This is a genomic window from Staphylococcus sp. AtHG25, assembly GCF_003217445.1.
Classification (GTDB): domain Bacteria; phylum Bacillota; class Bacilli; order Staphylococcales; family Staphylococcaceae; genus Staphylococcus; species Staphylococcus haemolyticus.
This window is the reverse complement of sequence record NZ_QJSN01000007.1, coordinates 16,920-36,402: the sequence shown is the minus strand read 5'-3', so window position 1 is coordinate 36,402 and position 19,483 is coordinate 16,920. Positions and strand designations below refer to the sequence as shown.

Genomic DNA, 19,483 nt, shown 5'->3' with positions numbered 1-19,483 from the left:
AGATTTATTATAAATTTTCGGATTATAGTTCTTAATTAAAAGACGAGTCTTGGGTTTAATTCCTAGACTCGTCTTTATTTTAGATAATATGGTTTTTCAAATTGTTATAATCTTTCGAAAGTTAAGTTATCTTTATATTTCTGCTTCTTCCATTTTCTAATTTTAGTTCTAAATGACTTAAATGGTGCTACGATGTTAATGTGAATCCATTTCCAAACTGGCCATTTGGAAGGCCTTAATGAAGCCCATTGCCTTTTCCGCTCTCAAATAATGTTACATTATCTAAACTTTTAATTAAATTAATAATGCTATCTACTTCCTTATTGAACTGATTAATAAGTTGTTCTAATGTGTAGTTTGAGTACGTTTTATAGAATTCTTGATATAATCCTCCTAAATTATTCCACTTATAGTCAGGACTTGGGGTTACAACTGGTATATTTTTTATTATCATTCTCCCACGATTGAATTAAATTTAACCATCCAAGCTGGTATGCGATCATCTGTGCAGGTGTTCTATCGACACCAATTTTATATACATCCTTATCTGATTCTGATACATCACTAAATTCATTAATAAAAAGTTCAGCTCTCTTACTAATTTCAAATATTAAATCATCTTTATTTGAATAAGTCTGCATGTTATCACCGCCTAGCATTTATATATTTATTATATAATATTTCATTAAATTAAAATATGTATTTATCAACTATATTAGAACTTAAATTATTGGTATATTTATTGTTAAAAAGCTTCACCCCCACTAAAACCGATTATATAATAAAATTTCTTTTTTAATTTACTTCTTAAATTTTCTATTGTGATAGGATTTGTGAACCAATAAACCTCCGCTTTGTAAGAAATAACAAGTCAATGCTTAGTAGCATTAATGTTTTCCTTGTATTTGATTTTTCAAAATCAAAATTACTATTTTTTTAATAATGTTCTTAATATAGGTCTTCAGTTTATTAATCTCATCTTATTTCCTACTAACATTATACAAAAACCTTATTTATAGACATAATATGTCCTTTCTATTTGTTAATTTGTATTGTGTACCACTTAAAAAAGTAGTTTTTAATAATTATCAAGGAGGAAATCCAAAGTTTTAGTAACATCAGTATTAGCCGGAACATTATTATTTACAGGGGTCGGAGCAAGTCAACATGTACATGCTACTGATAGCGTAGTAAATGCTAACAATGCTACTAATATCGCTGTTGAAGTTATGAATAAAAATGGTAATGATGGCCCTAGATTAGAAAATTATTATGATGTAGAAAATAAAGGAAATCACTATTTAGTTCAGTACGGAAATAAATCTGGTGCTGGAACTGGAGCTATAAGGGTTTATAAAAACGGTGATGTAACTAAAGAGAGTGGATACAATGCTACTATTGACAAAGGTAACTTTATTTATATTGGTAAATATGAATAGGACAAATCTTTGAATAGCCAAAAGCTATCTAACGATAATTATCAATCAGTTCAAAAAAACTACATCAACTGATGACATCAGTAATATAACAAATGAAAATAACATTTCATTAAACGAATCTAAATCAACTAGTAAATCTTTATCAGAAACAGGTAAGCAATCTAATTATGGTTTAATTTCAATTGTCGCTTCTATATTATTTGCAGCTGGTTCATTAATAGCATATGGGAGAGTTTCTAAATTTAATTAATTATTATCATAAGATATTAACAATACTTATTCGGGGGATCATTTATAAAACGTAAATTAATTTATTTTATCTCAATTACTGGCTTAGTATTATTACTTGCTGCATGTGGTAATGGACTAAAAAAAGGAAAATATTATTTTGCACAGAGTAGTGGTATTGTCTATTTAAATGTCGACATGGTTTTAAAAGTTCCAAAAGATAATGCCAATACAGCTAAATTAACATATGGTGGCGAAACATTAAAAGTTACAATAAAAGGTGGAAAAATGATATTTACTGATGGTAATGATAAAGAAAGTATAAATTATAAAGTTGAAGAAAATGGCGAAACTATCAAATTAGATGGCGGAGAAGGTCATAATGCTATATTTAGAAAGCAATAATCACCCAAAAATCCTTTAAATTTGTTTCAAAGCCATTTTTATTTGTTTTTTAGTTATATTTTAGATAACATTATTAAGTAAAACTTAAAAATATCGAAACTTCATATCAACAATAAAAGGGTAGCTCTTTCAGCTACCCTTTTCATACTCTATCATAATATATATCGTTTTACATCATACCTGGCATGCCACCCATACCTTGATTATCATTATTATCTGGTTCAGGGATAGTTGCAACTACTGCTTCTGTAGTTAAGAACATCGCAGCAACACTTGCCGCATGTTGTAAAGCTGAACGTGTAACTTTAGTTGGGTCTACAATACCTTCTTCAAGCATGTTTACCCATTCATTTGTCGCAGCGTTAAATCCAACACCTGCATCTGCATGTTTTAATCTTTCAACAATAACTGAACCTTCTAGCCCAGCATTTTCAGCGATTTGACGTACAGGTGCAGATAAAGCTTTAAGTACGATGTTAACACCTGTTGCAACATCACCTTCAGCCTCGATTTCATCTACTTTATTATAAATATTTACTAATGCAGTACCACCGCCAGCAACAATACCTTCTTCAACTGCAGCACGTGTAGAGTTTAAGGCATCTTCAATACGTAATTTACGTTCTTTCAATTCAGTTTCAGATGCAGCACCTACTTTAATGACTGCAACGCCACCAGCTAATTTAGCTAAACGTTCTTGTAATTTCTCTCTGTCAAAGTCAGAATCAGTTTCTTCAATTTGTGCTTTAATTTGACTCACACGAGCATCAATACTATTGTCATCTCCATCACCATCGACAACTGTAGTATTATCTTTTGTTACTTCAACTTTATTAGCACTACCTAACATATCGATTGAAGCATCTTTTAATTCTAAACCTAAATCATCTGTAATAACTGTAGCTCCAGTTAAAATAGCTAAGTCTTCTAACATTGCTTTACGTCTATCACCAAATCCAGGTGCTTTTACTGCAACTGCAGTAAATGTTCCACGCATACGGTTTAATACGATATTTGTTAAAGCGTCTCCTTCAACTTCGTCTGCTACAATTAAGATTGGACGACTAGATTGAACAACTTGTTCTAATAAATGTAAGATATCTTGGAATGAAGAGATTTTTTTATCTGTTACTAAAATATATGGTCTTTCTAACTCAGCTATCATTTTATCTGAATCTGTAACCATGTATGGTGATTGATACCCTCTATCAAATTGCATACCTTCAACAACTTCTAATTCGGTATCTAGTCCGTTTGATTCTTCAATGGTAATAACACCATCATTACCAACTTTATCCATTGCTTCAGAAATGTATTTACCAATTTCTTCATCTGCTGCAGAAATTGCACCTACTTGTGCGATTTCATTTTTATTTTCAACTTTTTGAGAAATATCGTGTAGAGCTTGAACAGCTACTCTTACTGCTTTATCAATACCCTCACGTAATCCTACTGGGTTAGCACCACTTGTTACGTTCTTTAATCCTTCTTGAATCATTGCTTGTGCTAATACAGTTGCAGTTGTTGTACCATCACCAGCAATTTCGTTTGTTTTATTAGCAACTTCTTGAACTAATTTAGCTCCCATATTTTCATAAGGATCTTCTAATTCAATCTCTTTAGCAATTGTGACACCATCATTTGTAATTAATGGTGCTACATATTCTTTATCTAATACAACGTTACGTCCTTTAGGTCCGATTGTAACTTTAACGGCATTAGCTAATTTATCGACACCACGTAACATAGCTTGTCTTGCATCTTCAGAAAATTTAAGGTCTTTAACCATTGATTATACCTCCATTGTTTAAAATAGTTTATTATTACTTATTAATTATTATTTATAAATTTTAGTCTTCAATTATAGCAAGTAAATCTTCAACATTTAAAATTAAGTATGTTTCATCTCCACGTTTAACTTCTGAGCCAGCGTATTCTTGGAATACAACTCGATCTCCTTCTTTAACCTCTGGAGCAACCTTTTCACCATTGTCTAAAACTCGTCCAGTTCCAACAGCTACTACTATACCTTCGTTAGACTTTTCTTTTGCACTGTCAGTAAGTACAATGCCACTTTTAGTTGTTTGTTCTTGTTCTTTGCGTTCAATAATCACACGATTTCCTAATGGTTTAAGCATGATCGTTCCTCCTTAACAGGTTCCTTTTTAGCACTTAAATATAATGAGTGCTAATCTATATTTTATATTAATCAAATTTGGTCAATTTTTCAAGCGAAAGGGTTATCTATATTTTGTATAACTCACAATTTTGCGATAAACTAACTAATGTTGATTAATTTTTTTGGAGGAATAGTATGAGGAGAATTTGGGTAGCATTTCTTACCATTATTATTTATGGATTAGCACAGTTTTTACCCTTACTTGCACAGCAATTACCTTTCTTTAAAGATTTAAAAGGGATGGAACTAGCTAAAGCGGGCGTATACACTCAAGTTATTTTATTTGTAATAGCAGCATTATTAATAATTTGGTTAAATAGTATTATCAAAAATCCAACAACACTGGAGCGAGGTTATAAAGAACCTAAACGCTACATTTTACCTTGGGCTTTATTAGGATTTGTTGTCGTGATGATTTATCAAATGGTAGCTAATCTAATCACTATGTGGTTAGTTGGACAACCACAGCAAAGTCCAAATACTGAGAGAATTATGGCAATTGCAAAACAGCTTCCAGTTTTCATATTATTAATCTCAATAGTTGGCCCAATTCTAGAGGAATACATATTTAGAAAAGTTATATTTGGTGAAATCTATAATAAAATTAAAGGAAATCGAATTGTTGCGTTCTTAATCGCTTCAATAGTAAGTTCAATTTTATTTGCGATAGCACATAACGATGTTAAATTTTTCTTCATATATTTTGGTATGGGTATGTTATTCTCTCTTGCTTATGTTTTAACTAGACGTATTGCGGTTCCAATTATCATTCATATGTTACAAAATGGTTTTGTAGTGGCAGTCCAATTTTTCTTTGGTGACACAGTTAAACATTTACAAGAACAAAGTAATTTTATAATTCATTTTCTATTTTAATAAATGAACGCATCTATTAACCTCATCATTTTAAATGACAATAATAGATGCGTTTTCTATTTTAGTTTTTAATTTTCCTATAAATAAACCTACCTGTAACACCTACGAAAATCATAATTATAGATGTAATTAAAGCAATATTTATGTTTTTATATTTGTCTTTATTTTCCGCTTCTTTACTTTTTTCATTGGTATCTATAATTTTATCATCATCATGGCTCTGTATATCTGCATCCTCTTTTTTATCTCTATCACTTGGCTTTTTCAATTCAGGCATAGATCCAATTTCCCCAGTTATAAGTGCCAATACTTGCTCATCTAAATTTTTATAATACTTTTTCGAATTCAAAGGGTTAAAATATTCAAATCTGAAATAGTTAGAACCTTTTTGTAAATAATCTAAGTATTCATTATTAAATGATTGTTTTCGGAAAAGCCTGTAAAAATCTTGATTCGAGATATACTCATTATTATTCCCCAACCGGTTTACCTGATTTATAATATATGGATTGTATTTATATGAACCAGTTGCTAAACTATTTAATCTATTTAATAGCATTGACTTGCTATAAACCAAAACTTCACTTTGCATATTGTCATTATTTGAATAAGTTTCAATATGACTTTGTCGATGATTTTGTTGTAAGTTATCGCCATAGTGCCATTGGTTAGTATTAGACCCACTCATAATTGATTGATTTTGATTTCTTTTAGAATGAGATGTCGAGTTGCCATTATTCTTATGTGGGAAAATTTGATGAATCATTGAATCAGATACAGTGTTGTTATGACGGTTAGAACCAGTTGATTGGTTTCCGCTTGTTGAACCATTATTATTATTAAAAACGGGTTTATTAGGTTTTACTGTATCATTGGTACTTGAGTGTTCTGAATGATTGCCAGGATAGTTACTATTATTATTTGAATTGCTATTGGAATTATTTTGCGAACCATTATTTGATCCAGAATTTGAATGATTATCACCTTGATTTGAACCAGAATCCTCATCATGTTTAGGTGGTTGCTGATGATTGCCACTGTCTCCTGGTTTATTTCCTCCATCATCTTGCTCGCCTGAGTCATTATTCCCTGGATTGTTTCCATTGTCTGGTTTACCTGAATCATTATCTCCTGGTTGTTCTCCGTCATCAGGGTTGCCTGATGAGTCATTGTCTCCTGGTTGTTCTCCGTCATCCGGGTTGCCTGAATCATTATCTCCTGGTTGCTCTCCATCATCCGGGTTGCCTGAATCATTATCTCCTGGTTGCTCTCCATCATCCGGGTTGCCTGAATCATTATCTCCTGGTTGGTCTCCATCATCCGGGTTGTCTGAATCATTATCTCCTGGTTGCTCTCTATCATCCGGGTTGCCTGAATCATTATCTCCTGGTTGCTTTCCGTCATCCGGATTGATTGTTTCATTGTCTCCAGAATTATTTGTGTCATCACCATTATTTAAATCAGTATTACTGCCTGAGTTACTATTATCAGATGAGTTACTTTGATCAACAGTATTATCACTATTTTGATTAGCATCATTCTCGTTATTTGATGATGTATCGCTTTCACCGCTATTTTGATTATTATTATTTTTTTCTAATTCAGTTGAATTTTGGGTATCAGATTGATGATTTTCATTGATGTTATTACTACTATTTTGACGTTCTTGGGTATCCGTGTCTGAACTAACCTTACTACTATTAACTTCATTCATAGCTTGTTGATTATTTTCTGCAGCTTTTACGATGCTCTCATTTCCTAGCATAGATGTGCCTAAAGCTAAAATGAGACCTGTATGAGCTATTTTCTTTTTCATCAATCTTCCACCTCCTCGTTTTATAACACTTACAGTATAAAGAATATTTACATATAATGCATTGAAATAAGGTTAATGATAAAAAATATTAATATTTTTGACATTTTTGTTAAAAACATTTTACATATTTAAGTATAATATTTATACTAGAGATATAACTTATACAAACAAAGGAGATTTAACATGGGGTTATTTAGCAAATCAAAAACAAAACCATTTTTACAAGAAATCGAAGATAGACGTACTATCTATAGCACTGAAACAACAATTTCAATCAGTGATAAAGAACTAGAAGATATGATAGAGCATATTATTAAATACACTCCTTCTGCTTTTAATTCTCAATCTACTAGAATCGTATTGTTATTAAATGATCAACATCACAAATTTTGGGACAACACTAAAACAGTATTAAAAGATGTGTTGGGACCTGACCGTGATTTCACTCCAACTGAACAACGTATCGACGGATTTAAACATGCGTATGGCACAATTCTTTATTTCGAAGACGAAGATGTGATTAAAGGTTTACAAGAACAAATGCCAAATTATGCTGATAACTTTGCTAATTGGTCAATTCAAACAAACGCAATGCATCAATTTGCAGTTTGGACTGCACTAAGTTCAAAAGGAATTGGCGCTTCATTACAACATTACAACCCTTTAGTAGATCAAATCACTACACAAGAATTTGACATCCCTGCTTCATGGAAACTTGTTGCTCAAATGCCATTTGGTGACATCCGTGAAAAAGAAATACAACCAACTAATAATAGATTAATAGTTAAAAAATAATCTACATTCATTGATATCGATTAGATCAACAATTCAAGACTCAGTTTCTCTCTAGAATTCATTTCTCTGTTGAAATTGAGTCCTTTTTATATTTATTTTCAAAAATAAAGCATTTTAATCATCAATTTCAAATTTTGATTTTCTTATTCTATTTTAGTAAATTAGAGATAATCATGGGATGAGGAGATTTTTAAATGAAAATACAATTATTTCAATTTTATGTATCATATGGCAATGTAGAAAAAAATGAAAATAAAATAAAAAATTGGTTCGAAAATAATTTGGAGGAAGATACGGAGGTTGTTGTTCTTCCTGAAATGTGGAATAACGGATATGCATTGGATGAATTAAGTGAGAAAGCAGATAGAGAACTTAGCAGAAGCTTTCCCTTCATCCAATCCTTAGCTAAACAATATAACGTCGATATTGTAGCTGGATCTGTATCAAATATTAGAAATGGCAAAGTTTATAATACTGCATTTACCGTTTCTAAAAACGGACATAGAATAAATAAGTACGATAAAGTTCACTTAGTCCCAATGCTAGATGAGCCGACATATTTAGAAGATGGCAAAACAGTACCAGAACCATTTCCTCTATCTTCAGGTACTCAAGCTACACAAATTATTTGTTATGATTTAAGATTTCCAGAGTTATTAAGATATCCCGCGCGTAATGGTGCACAGATAGCTTTTTTTGTAGCTCAATGGCCAACACCTAGATTGAATCACTGGAGAGTCTTACTTCAAGCACGTGCAATTGAAAATGACATGTTTGTTGTTGCTTGTAACGGAACTGGAAATGACGGTAATACTGATTACGCTGGTCATTCAATGATTATCAATCCAAATGGTGATATATTAGTTGAATTAGGCCAGGATGAGGACACAATCTCATTTAATATTGATTTAAATGAAGTTGATGTTCAACGTGAGAATATTCCTGTATTCAAAAATTTAAAACCAAATCTATATAAATAGTTACTAATCTGTATCCAATTATATGGATACAGTTTTTTTACAAAAAAAGTCACGAGCTTGGGAGGAACTCGCGACTTTCATATTAAGGGAATGTTTTTACAGTTATTTCAATCTTTTGGGGATGTTATTAATTATGAAAATTTTACGATAGCTTACATCCTGAAAATATTTAACTTCTATATCTTACAATAGCTAAGTTAAACACTTTCCACTGAGTTTAAACTTCAGTAACTTTACTTAGTTCATTAATAAGTTGGGATGGCTTATTAATGAACTCGTTTAACTACACGAAGAAAACAAAGTAAGAAACTTCATATAAACAAGAAGTCACTTTAGTAATAATGATCAATGGGACATTACTACTATTGCAATGGTTTCATAACCATTAATAACACTTACAACAATATAGTAAAGGTGTCAATAATTTCGCAACTACAAACAAAATTATTTAACTCAATTACCAAACAATAACTATTAAATTTAAAGACTAAGATTATTAAGTTTTTATCACTTGTAAGTGATATGAGTCTATTTAAACACAACCTATGAATAAATAATCAATTATTTCTTAAATCGCATTTTTTTATACATAACTGTAATATTTTATATGTTAAAATATTACTTGTAATTTCAATATAACAGTTAAGTATTTATTTTGAACAGTTAAGCATAAGTACCCAGACCAATTGCACTAAATTGTATAATTGATATAAGGAGAGTGGCACACCATTGAAAGCAATTGATAATAAGATTGAGCAATTCGCATTATATTTGCAACGCAAAAATAATCTTGATTATATTCAATTTTTGAAAGTAAGATTGGGATTACAAGTTGTTGTAAGCAATCTATCAAAAACAATAGTGACATATGGTGTTGCACTTATCTTCCATACATTTCTATACACTTTATTTACACATGTTAGTTATTTTTTAGTTAGACGTTATGCACACGGGGCACATGCAAAATTATCATTGCTATGTCATGTTCAAAATTTAGCTTTATTTGTAGCATTACCCTGGTTGCTAGTATATTTTCAAGTGAATCTGGGTATTATGTATTCTGTAGTTGCAATTGGGACTGTTTTAATTATTTACTATGCTCCTTCAGCAACTAAGAAACAACCAATTCCTAGTCACTTAAAAATGAAAAAGAAGCTATTATCAGTCATCATAACAATGGTTTTATTAATAATTTCATTTTTAGCACCAGAACCGTTTAAGCAATTAATTTTATTAGGAATTACACTTGAGAGCATTACATTATTACCAATCTTTTTTCCTAGGGAGGATTATTAACTATGACAGTATTATTAAATTTAATCATCAAATTATTTACATTTCTTTTACAATCAATTGGTACAATAGCTTCATTCACTCCTTGTACTACTTATTTTGATGAACCAGAAGTACCTGAGGAACTAACAAACGCTAAATAATGATAAAAAAGTGTAGAAAGTGTGTATGAGTATGGATTTTTTATCAAATGTGCCATTAGCAGTTTTCCAAGGAATACTACTATTTATAGTTTCAAATATAATTTTAAATTTAAAATACACATTAAGGGATTATTTACTAATTGCAGGAATAATAATCCCTTCTTCTATTCTATATTATTTTTTTGATAGCTTTGCATTGATTGTTTTATTAGTAGGATGTGCCATTTTTTTATATTCAAAAGTTCAATTTTATTCTATTTTGACTGTACTAAGTTGTGCTATCATAATGTTTTTTAGTAATTTTGTAACAGTTATTACATTTGTGCTCTTTGAAAATTACTTAAACACTAAATTTTTAATATTTATTGTATACATAACAATATTTAGCAGCTTTTCAATTCTGTTTGGTGTTTTTTTCCGCTTTTTATTAAATAAATTAAAACAATCATATTTATCTATCAACAAAACGTATCTTACAATTATTTCGCTTGTCTTGATTTTATCTTTTATAATATTATACGCTTACTCACAAACACCGAAGTTAGATATTTCATCCTTAAAAATGTACGGTTTAATTTTCATTGGAATTATTCTTTTCTTTACTGTTCTAATTATTTTCATATCTAACTTTATGATTAAAGAACTACGTTATAAACGTAACATGGAAGAGATTGAAACATACTACGAATATACGTTACAAATTGAGTCAATTAACAATGAAATGCGTAAGTTTAGACATGATTACGTGAACATCTTAACTACAATGTCTGAATATATTCGTGAAGATGATATGCCTGGATTAAGACAATATTTTAATGAAAATATCGTACCTATGAAAGATAATCTGCAAATGAAATCTATTAAAATTAATGGAACTGAGAATTTAAAAGTACGTGCGATTAAAGGCTTAGTTACCACTAAAATTTTACAAGCTCAAGAAAAAAACATTCCAATTAGTATAGAAGTACCTGAGTTAGTAGAACATATAGAAATGAACACGATTGATCTTAGTCGTATCATTGGAATTATTACTGATAACGCAATAGAAGCATCTGAAACGCTTGAAGATGCATTAATACGTATCGCTTTTATTAATACAGACTCTTCTGTCATGTTTATTGTTATGAATAAATGTAAAGAAGATATGCCACGTATTCACGAACTATTTCAAGAACGCTTTTCAACAAAAGGAGAAAATAGAGGTCTAGGATTAAGTACTCTGAAGGAAATTACTGATTCTACTGAAAATGTATTGCTAGATACCACAATAGAGAATGGCTACTTTATACAAAAAGTAGAAATCATTAACAATTAGTCATAAGGATGTGTAATCATGAAAATATTCATTTGTGAAGATGATGTAAAACAACGCGAAAATATGGTTTCAATTATTAATAATTACATTATGATTGAAGAAAAACCTATGGAGATTGCGCTTGCAACAGACGATCCTTATGAAGTCATTGAAAAATCTAAAGAAATGAATGATGTCGGATGTTACTTTCTAGATATTCAATTAGAGGCTGATATCAACGGTATTAAATTAGGTAGTGAAATTCGTAAGTATGACCCTATTGGAAATATCATATTCGTTACAAGTCATAGTGAGTTAACATACCTAACCTTTGTTTACAAAGTGTCAGCAATGGATTTTATCTTTAAAGATGATCCAAGCCAATTACAATCCAGAATTATTGATTGCTTAGAAACTGCACACACTCGCTTAAAATTATTATCTAAAGAAAGTACTGTTGAAACGATTGAATTGAAACGAGGAAGTAATTCAATTTATGTTCAATATGATGACGTAATGTTTTTCGAATCATCTACAAAATCACATCGATTAATCGCACATTTAGATAATCGTCAAATTGAGTTCTATGGCAATTTAAAAGAATTTGCACAACTTGATGAGCGGTTCTTTAGATGTCACAACAGCTTCGTTGTTAACAGACATAATATTGAATCCATAGATTCAAAAGAACGTATTGTCAATTTTAAAAACGGTGAGCACTGTTTTGCTTCGGTTCGTAATGTTAAAAAAATATAGTTATGTCTATCAAACTTTTTAAATATAAATTTCATCACAGAAGTAAAAATAATTGAGAATATCACGTATAAAAAAGCCAGTAAATGATCTACTAAAATCATTTACTGGCAATTTTTATCATTTATTTAATTCAGTTGTAACATCTTCAATTGTAGGAATACTCTCTATTGCACCGTATTTAGTTGTAACCTTTGCGGCCACCATGTTGCTAAATTTGAGAATGTCCTGTCCTTCTTCTTTTAGCAACTTAGTAATATTTAATTCGTCACTCAATAGCATTCTACTTATTGCAGCTCCTATAAAGGCATCCCCTGCGCCAGTTGTATCAATTGCTTTTACTTTAAATCCTTCATGATGTATCTTAGTCCCATCTTTTAAAATGATACTTGCACCTGCAGCACCTTGAGTATAAATAACTGCTTCTACAGAACCCTCAAATAATGATTGAATAGCTTTATCTTCATCCGCTTCACCAGTTATAAATTCTAGCTCTTCATCTGAAATTTTAATCACATTAGCTTTCGGTAAAAATTCATGAATTGCTTCTTTACATGCTTCAGCGTTTTGCCAAAGAGGTAAACGAACATTAGGATCAAAAACAATGGTTGCATTTGCTGACTTAAATTTATTTACTATAGATTTGTGAGCTTCTTTCATATTACTTTCAACTAAATCAACAGAACAGAAATGTAATACATCGTTTGGCTTGATTGTAATTTCATTTAGATATTCAGCTTTATAAAGCATATCAGCTGAGGGTTTACGATAAAATGAAAAATCTCTTTGTCCATCTTCTTTTAAACTCACAAATGCTAGTGCAGTATTAGCTTCATCTGTTCGCTTTATAAATTGAGTACCTACACCAATATCTTTTAAAGTTTCTACGATAATATCTCCAAATGCATCATTACCTAATTGAGTGACCATTTCAGTGGAGGCACCCATTTTTCGAGCTACACTCACAACATTAGCTGGTGCACCTCCAACCTGCCTACTAAACTGTTCAACATCTTTAAGTTCAGAGTTCTTAACATTTGGAATAAAATCTATTAATGCTTCACCTATCCCATATAACTTTCTCATTTTTTACTCATCCTTAAGTTCATATTTAGTGAATTTTAAATATACTTGTCCAGTCTCTGTTGAAGTTTCTATACCTGTAGCATTTTCATTTGGAAATATTCTTGATGTTAAAACACGTTCCCCATCATTACAGAATATTTCAATACTAGATGTATCAACAAATATTTGCAAACGTGTGAGAGGAGAATCCAATATCGTACTTCTCGTTAAATCTTGAACATTTTCAGGCAATAATCCACTTTCTGAGCGATCTAATGTAATTTTTTGTTCCCTTGTATTGTAGATAATTTTGGTGTTATTTTGTTTTGAGGTCCGTAATTCAAAATAAATTTTTGAAGCGTCATTTTCAATAATATCAATAATTAGTTCATATTGTTTGCCTTCATATGGATGTAATTTTCGGTTAAATTTATTTGCATAACCTAATGCCGTTTCTTTATTTTTACGTAATCGTTCAAGACCTTTAAACGGGCGTTGTCGTAATTGATTATTCTCAATTGTTAGTACTCTAGGTATCGTTAAACAATGTGCCCATCCTTCTTCATCAGTAGGATAATTTATTTCTGGCAAGCCCATCCAACCTATTAAAACTCGATTGCCATTTTCATCTAAGAAAGTTTGGGGTGCGTAAAAATCAAAACCATTATCCAGTTCTACAAATTCACTATGATCAAAGGATAATGAATCAAAATTTAAATCCCCAATTAAATATCCTGATTGATATATATTTCTAAACTGATCCCCTTGTGGATCTATTCCTTGAGGGCTGAACAGTAAGATATCCTTAGAATCTAATTTAAAATAATCGGGACATTCCCACATATAACCAAAGTTTTTTAATTTAGTATCAATTTCTCCACAATATGACCATTGATTTAGTTGCTTATCATTCGTTTTATAAATTAAGCAGCAACCAAGTTCCTCGTTTGTTTGAGCACCTATAATCGCATAATATTCATTATTTAATTCAAAAACTTTAGGATCTCTAAAATGACTTGTATACCCTTCAGGTTGTGAAGGAATTACGGGTTCATCAAATTTAGTAATCTCTCCATTACTTTGAACTTTAGCAATCATCTGACTAGCATATCGATTCCATTGTTCATCACGATGATTGCCTGTATACATGTAATATAAATCTCCATTATGATCAAAAGCACTACCACTGTAAACACCATGGCTATCATAATATGTATCGGGTTTAATTAAGGTATCTTGTGGTTCAAATGCCACTAAATCATCACTAGTATAATTAAACCAATATTTCAATCCATGCACTGCTCCTAATGGGAACCATTGATGTGAAACATAATATTTGCCGTTATGATAAATTAATCCATTAGGATCATTTAGCAAACCAGTTTCAGGTTGAATATGAAATATTTGACGAAATCTTGACGCTTTAACTTGTTGCTTGAGATTTTCTAAGTACTTTTTATCAACGTCTTCAATACGACGATAACGTTCTTCTCTTGACCATTCAGCCATATTATTCCTCCAAAATAATTTAAATCTAAATTTAATATAATTTTATCATTGATTATGGTATCGGTTCCATAGTTTTAAATATTTTTAAAAATTCTCTATTTCAACAGGAATGACAGTTTTAGATACTGCATTTTTAGAAAAAATTAATTCATTCAATTGGTTCATAGCATATGTGCCAGCTTTAAAATAATTGAATTTAACTGTCGTAATAGCGGGTGTAACAAGTTGGGTCATTGGGTCTCCCCCAAATCCAAAAATTTGATAATTTCCAGTAGCATTGTTTTGTTGAGAATAAAATTTATGAATTGCTAATGCAATAGGATCTGTTGCTCCAATTAACGCATCGATACCACTAGAATTTTTTAACTTCTTAGAAACATCATTTTTTGCCTCTTCATATTTAAAAGAAGTTAAATAAATTTCAGGATGAACATCGTATTTTTTTAAACCATCAATAATACCTTGTTTACGTTTGACGCCTACAGCAACGTCCTCCTCACCTACACCAAAGAATACAACGTTTTTATGCTTTTTACGCCCTATCTGTTCCCCTACTATAAAACCAGCTTGATAATCATCATGAATTATACTATGTAAATTGGGATAGGATTGCCCAACCAGAATTACCGGTACATTTAATTTTTCAATTACTTCCAAGTGTTCATCAGTCAAAGTAGTAGCCATTAATATGATGCCATCCACTTTACTTCTTGAAAATGTCTCCAAGGCCTCTATTTCAGCACGTATATCTAAACCAGTATAGTTAAGTAATAATTGATATTGATGTTGATGGCATACAGATACAATTCCTTTCACAGTTTCATCAACCGCATGTGAATTCATCCTTGGAATGATAGCACCAATAAGATTCGTATGCTTAGCTCTTAAACTTTGAGCAAACTGATTCGGCTGATAATCATGTTCTTCAATAATTCGACTTAATTTTTCTTTAGTTTGATGGCTTACTGAGCCACCATTTAAAAAGCGGGAGACCGTGCTTTTAGATACTCCCGCTAATTTTGCGATATCTGATATATTTTTCATTAGATTAATCACCTAAATTAGTTTTCATTTAAAGATTATTTTATCACAGAAATAATCTCTCAAAGTAACTTTTTTAATATGTATTAGTCTAATAATATTATCAATATCTCTTATTTAATTTGTTTAGTTCTCCATAAAAATAGGCTTTCTCACCATGAACAAGTTGATCTAAACCTGCTTTATCTTCTTCTTCAGTAGTAGCGATAGGCATTATTTTCTGTAAAATTTTTCCTATAATCTATGTTAAAATAATGGTATAACACATTACCACGACAACAGCTAGTATTTGAATTAAGATTGAGTGTACATCTCCTGTATAGATTAAACCATTTGATACATCATTATTAACATGGTGTGATTGAAAAACACCGGTAAGAATGGCACCAACAATTCCTCCAGCTCCATGAATACCAAATGCATCAAGTGTATCATTATATTTATACTTCACTTTAATTACATTAATAACAAGGTAACAAGCGATTCCACCTGCAAATGAAATAATAAAAGCACTGAAATAACTAACGTAGCCTGATGCCGGTGTAATAGCGACTAATCCTGCCAACACGCCTGATAACAATCCAAGTAAACTTAATTTCTTAGTAATACAGTACTCAACTACTAACCAGCTAAAAGCGCCACCACTTGCAGCAATAATCGTATTTACAAATGATGTTAATCCGACATCATTTAAAGTATATGCACTACCTGTGTTAAAGCCATACCAACCTATCCATACTAAAATACCTCCAATTAAAGTGATTAAAAGATTATGTGGCTGTATTTTTTCAATTTTTTTACCATTACCTATCATAATAGCCAAAATTAGTCCTGAGAGTCCAGATGTGATATGTACAACTGTACCACCTGCATAATCAAGAGCACCAAGTTGTTGAATCCAACCTCCGCCCCACACCCAATGCGCAACTGGACTATATATTAAAATCACCCATAAAAAGATAAAGATAATAAATGGAAAGAATTTCATACGTTCAGCGATTGAACCTGAAAGTATTGAAACTGCAATTGTACAAAACATCATTTGGAATAGCATAAATAATGCAAATGGAATATGCGGACTTAATTGATCATTAATTGCAAAGCCAACATGCTGTAACCCAATTAAATCAAAATTCCCTATCAAAGCATTCCCAGTTCCAAAACTTAATGAAAATCCTAATGTAACCCATGTGAAAGTCACGATAACCGTTGCTGCCATACTTTGCATTACTGTATTCAAAACATTCTTTGATTGAACTAGACCACCGTAAAACAAGCTAAGACCTGGTGTCATAATCCATACAAGTAAAGTGCAAAGAAATAAAAAAATTGTGTCATCCATCTTCATAATTACCACTTCCTTTAAAAATATCATAATGATACTAAATTGAAATAGCAAAAATACGTAAGATAAAATGACACAATATGTTACATAATGTAACATAGACGCTTTACATGCCTATTTTGTTTTAAGCTTTCTGAATTGTAATTGTCCATGAAGCATCGTCTAATTGTTCATAATTCGTAACTGGATAACCTTGCTCGGCTGCCCAATTAGGAATAGCTTCTGTTGCTTGTGTACAATCAAAATCAATTTTAAGTTCATCACCACTATCTAGTGTTTGCATTTTCTTTTGCGCTTCTATTAATGGGAATGGACAAACCATACCTACAGTACCTAACTCATATAACATTGTATTACCTCCAAATTAATTAAGTTGTTTGTACTTGTTTTGTCGCTGTTGTTGCTTGAGACTTAGATGTTTGTTTTTCTAATTTTTTCATTGGTCTAATAAATATAAAGTAACTCATAAACCATACACCTAAAATCATAGAACCAAGTGCTATCCATCCTTTCCAAGACATGATAGCAGTTTCTACTAAACCATTTCCAATTGAACATCCTCCAGCTACTGAAGCACCAAATCCCATACAAATACCACCAATAGCACTATTGCGAATGGTCTTCTTATCAGGTAATCGCCATTTAAATTCACGTGATCCTTTAGCAGCAATATAAGAACCTAAGAATATACCTAAAATCAATAATACTCCCCAATCAATTAGCTTAGTATCACCTGTAATTAAAAAGGTAATTAAGTTTGCTGAAGGTGTAGTAATGCCTAAGCCGTAATCTCTTCCAGTAGAAATACTCATTGGCCAAGCTATCAAAGCAATTAACCCTACTGCAATACCAGACACAAATGGATGGTATCGTTTTTCAAATAAATAGTGTCTCAAGCCACTATACTTTTGTTTAAGCTTTGGAACTGCAAATTTGGGTTTTGGTTTACGTAATGTTTTAGTTACAAAAATGATAGTTATAATTGTTAATACTAACGTAAACACCCACATAGGAATACCGGTAGTCTGAGACATATTTGCACTAATGTTTGTAGGTTTATTAATCCATGTCATTACTGGAAGTAAAATACCAGTTTTAGTAATAGCGGCAGTTACAGCATATAGTACGAGCGCTACCCAACTGCCAATCAAACCTTCACCAGCTCGATACCATGTACCTGTAGCACATCCTCCTGCTAATACAATACCGATTCCAAATATAAAACCACCAATAATTGTACCTATAATTGGAAATGTACTATCTGGGATAGATATAACATTTAATCCGGTTAAAATAAGTAGTCCAATACTTTGGACTGTAATAGCAACTAATAAGGCATAAAACATTTTATTATTTTTTTGAACGTACATATCTCTGAAGCCACCAGCTAAACAGAAGCGTGTACGTTGCATCACAAACCCTAATAATATACCTACTATAAGACCACTAATAATCATCCATATCACTATCATTTCATCCTTTCCCGATTATTTTACTAAGGTATTATAATCAATTGTACTAAATTTGGCAACATCTTAAAATTAAACGCTTTTGATTTTTAATAATATGATGTTTTCAATACTAAATGAAATTAATGAATTTTAAACGTAAATTAAAAAACATCCCTCTTATAAAGAAGGATGTAAGAATATAAATATAAAAATTTAATTAGAATAGTTTTTCATAAAGAATAGCAATGATTGCAATTCTATGCCCAAGTCAATATGATGCACTTGTACGGTATTAGGTACTTCTATTCTAGCTGGTGTGAAATTTAGTATACCTTGAATATTAGCTTCAACTAATTGATTCGCAACCTGTTGTGCCGCTTCTTCTGGTGTAGTTAATATTACAACATTTATTTTTTGAGCATTGAGTACTTTTTTTAAATCGTTCATATGATGCACAGATACATCACCAATCTCTGTTCCGACAATCTGTTCATCTATATCAAAAGCCTCAGTTATTGTCATTTCATCATGAATTGAAAAGTTATATGTCAAAAGTGCTCGACCTAAATTACCAACACCTACTAAAGCTATGTATATATTATCACTATCACTTAGTGCTGTTTTAAAGAATTCTAATAGACTATCTATATTGTAACCGTAACCTTTTTTGCCTAATTCTCCAAAGTAAGAGAAATCTCTTCGGATGGTTGCTGATTCAATATTAAGTGCCTCACTAATAGCCTTAGAATTAACCCTATCAATGCCTTTAGACTTGAGTGTGTTAACGAATCTGTAATATAAAGGTAATCGCTTCAAAGTTGCCCGTGGAATTTTAGATTTATTATGAGCCATTTAAAATGCCCCCCCTTTA

General features: G+C 31.1%; 18 protein-coding genes and 3 pseudogenes. 9 read left to right on the top strand and 12 right to left on the bottom strand.

Features of this window, described 5'->3' with window-relative positions; all coding sequences use genetic code 11:
• Positions 1-104: 104 nt before the first annotated feature.
• A pseudogene (locus BDW31_RS06890) lies at positions 105-641 on the bottom strand (ClbS/DfsB family four-helix bundle protein).
• A gap of 104 nt (positions 642-745) precedes the next feature.
• Positions 746-924: pseudogene (locus BDW31_RS12875) on the bottom strand (hypothetical protein); the annotation flags it as partial.
• Between the two features lie 305 nt (positions 925-1,229).
• On the opposite strand from BDW31_RS12875, the gene BDW31_RS06885 reads away from it, so the two are divergent.
• Together BDW31_RS06885 and BDW31_RS06880 are read left to right on the top strand one after the other, a co-directional pair.
• Entirely contained in the window at positions 1,230-1,439 is a 210-nt protein-coding gene (locus BDW31_RS06885) for a hypothetical protein (protein ID WP_110709409.1), read from the top strand.
• 426 nt (positions 1,440-1,865) lie between these two features.
• Positions 1,866-2,072, top strand: a complete 207-nt coding sequence (locus BDW31_RS06880) for a hypothetical protein (RefSeq protein ID WP_037551205.1) — start codon at positions 1,866-1,868, stop codon at positions 2,070-2,072.
• 169 nt (positions 2,073-2,241) lie between these two features.
• On the opposite strand, the gene groL is transcribed toward BDW31_RS06880, so the two are convergent.
• Both groL and groES read right to left on the bottom strand, forming a co-directional pair.
• On the bottom strand, positions 2,242-3,861 hold the full coding sequence (gene groL / locus BDW31_RS06875) for a chaperonin GroEL (protein ID WP_110709407.1): 1,620 nt from the start codon (positions 3,859-3,861) through the stop codon (positions 2,242-2,244).
• A gap of 61 nt (positions 3,862-3,922) precedes the next feature.
• Positions 3,923-4,210 carry a co-chaperone GroES gene (gene groES, locus BDW31_RS06870; RefSeq protein ID WP_016931053.1) on the bottom strand — a complete coding sequence of 96 codons (288 nt, stop codon included), beginning with the start codon at positions 4,208-4,210 and terminating at the stop codon, positions 3,923-3,925.
• 176 nt (positions 4,211-4,386) lie between these two features.
• Here groES and mroQ point away from each other — a divergent pair, with 176 nt between their 5' ends.
• Entirely contained in the window at positions 4,387-5,127 is a 741-nt protein-coding gene (gene mroQ, locus BDW31_RS06865) for an intramembrane glutamic endopeptidase MroQ (protein ID WP_110709405.1), read from the top strand.
• Between the two features lie 61 nt (positions 5,128-5,188).
• Here mroQ and BDW31_RS06860 read toward each other — a convergent pair whose 3' ends face one another.
• A complete protein-coding gene (locus tag BDW31_RS06860; RefSeq protein ID WP_110709403.1) occupies positions 5,189-6,943 on the bottom strand; it encodes an SdrH family protein in 1,755 nt (584 codons plus the stop codon).
• A gap of 183 nt (positions 6,944-7,126) precedes the next feature.
• Between BDW31_RS06860 and BDW31_RS06855 the strand changes: the two genes are divergently transcribed.
• The 6 genes from BDW31_RS06855 (at position 7,127) to agrA (ending at position 12,204) form a co-directional block, all read left to right on the top strand.
• Positions 7,127-7,738: a nitroreductase family protein gene (locus BDW31_RS06855; protein WP_110709401.1), complete on the top strand. Its 612-nt coding sequence runs from the start codon at positions 7,127-7,129 to the stop codon at positions 7,736-7,738.
• Positions 7,739-7,932: 194 nt separating this feature from the next.
• A complete protein-coding gene (locus BDW31_RS06850; RefSeq protein ID WP_110709399.1) occupies positions 7,933-8,718 on the top strand; it encodes a carbon-nitrogen family hydrolase in 786 nt (261 codons plus the stop codon).
• 729 nt (positions 8,719-9,447) lie between these two features.
• Positions 9,448-10,014 (top strand): accessory gene regulator AgrB, encoded by a 567-nt coding sequence (locus tag BDW31_RS06845; protein WP_110709397.1) that lies wholly within the window; start codon positions 9,448-9,450, stop codon positions 10,012-10,014.
• Positions 10,015-10,016: 2 nt separating this feature from the next.
• Positions 10,017-10,154: a cyclic lactone autoinducer peptide AgrD gene (gene agrD, locus BDW31_RS06840; RefSeq protein WP_110709396.1), complete on the top strand. Its 138-nt coding sequence runs from the start codon at positions 10,017-10,019 to the stop codon at positions 10,152-10,154.
• Between the two features lie 31 nt (positions 10,155-10,185).
• Positions 10,186-11,469 carry a quorum-sensing sensor histidine kinase AgrC gene (gene agrC, locus BDW31_RS06835; RefSeq protein ID WP_110709395.1) on the top strand — a complete coding sequence of 428 codons (1,284 nt, stop codon included), beginning with the start codon at positions 10,186-10,188 and terminating at the stop codon, positions 11,467-11,469.
• Positions 11,470-11,487: 18 nt separating this feature from the next.
• On the top strand, positions 11,488-12,204 hold the full coding sequence (gene agrA, locus BDW31_RS06830; RefSeq protein WP_053027037.1) for a quorum-sensing response regulator AgrA: 717 nt from the start codon (positions 11,488-11,490) through the stop codon (positions 12,202-12,204).
• Positions 12,205-12,321: 117 nt separating this feature from the next.
• Here the strand turns inward: agrA and BDW31_RS06825 are convergent, their stop codons facing one another.
• From BDW31_RS06825 to BDW31_RS06795, 7 genes and pseudogenes are all read right to left on the bottom strand, one after another.
• Positions 12,322-13,287 (bottom strand): carbohydrate kinase family protein, encoded by a 966-nt coding sequence (locus BDW31_RS06825; protein WP_110709394.1) that lies wholly within the window; start codon positions 13,285-13,287, stop codon positions 12,322-12,324.
• A gap of 3 nt (positions 13,288-13,290) precedes the next feature.
• Positions 13,291-14,775, bottom strand: a complete 1,485-nt coding sequence (locus tag BDW31_RS06820; protein ID WP_110709393.1) for a sucrose-6-phosphate hydrolase — start codon at positions 14,773-14,775, stop codon at positions 13,291-13,293.
• A gap of 84 nt (positions 14,776-14,859) precedes the next feature.
• Positions 14,860-15,819 carry a LacI family DNA-binding transcriptional regulator gene (locus BDW31_RS06815; RefSeq protein WP_085060369.1) on the bottom strand — a complete coding sequence of 320 codons (960 nt, stop codon included), beginning with the start codon at positions 15,817-15,819 and terminating at the stop codon, positions 14,860-14,862.
• A gap of 100 nt (positions 15,820-15,919) precedes the next feature.
• Positions 15,920-17,164, bottom strand: a pseudogene (locus tag BDW31_RS06810) (ammonium transporter).
• Between the two features lie 121 nt (positions 17,165-17,285).
• Positions 17,286-17,510 carry a sulfurtransferase TusA family protein gene (locus BDW31_RS06805; protein WP_037538043.1) on the bottom strand — a complete coding sequence of 75 codons (225 nt, stop codon included), beginning with the start codon at positions 17,508-17,510 and terminating at the stop codon, positions 17,286-17,288.
• A gap of 19 nt (positions 17,511-17,529) precedes the next feature.
• Entirely contained in the window at positions 17,530-18,627 is a 1,098-nt protein-coding gene (locus tag BDW31_RS06800; RefSeq protein ID WP_110709391.1) for a YeeE/YedE family protein, read from the bottom strand.
• Positions 18,628-18,825: 198 nt separating this feature from the next.
• Positions 18,826-19,464 carry a redox-sensing transcriptional repressor Rex gene (locus tag BDW31_RS06795; protein ID WP_037551263.1) on the bottom strand — a complete coding sequence of 213 codons (639 nt, stop codon included), beginning with the start codon at positions 19,462-19,464 and terminating at the stop codon, positions 18,826-18,828.
• Positions 19,465-19,483 lie beyond the last annotated feature (19 nt).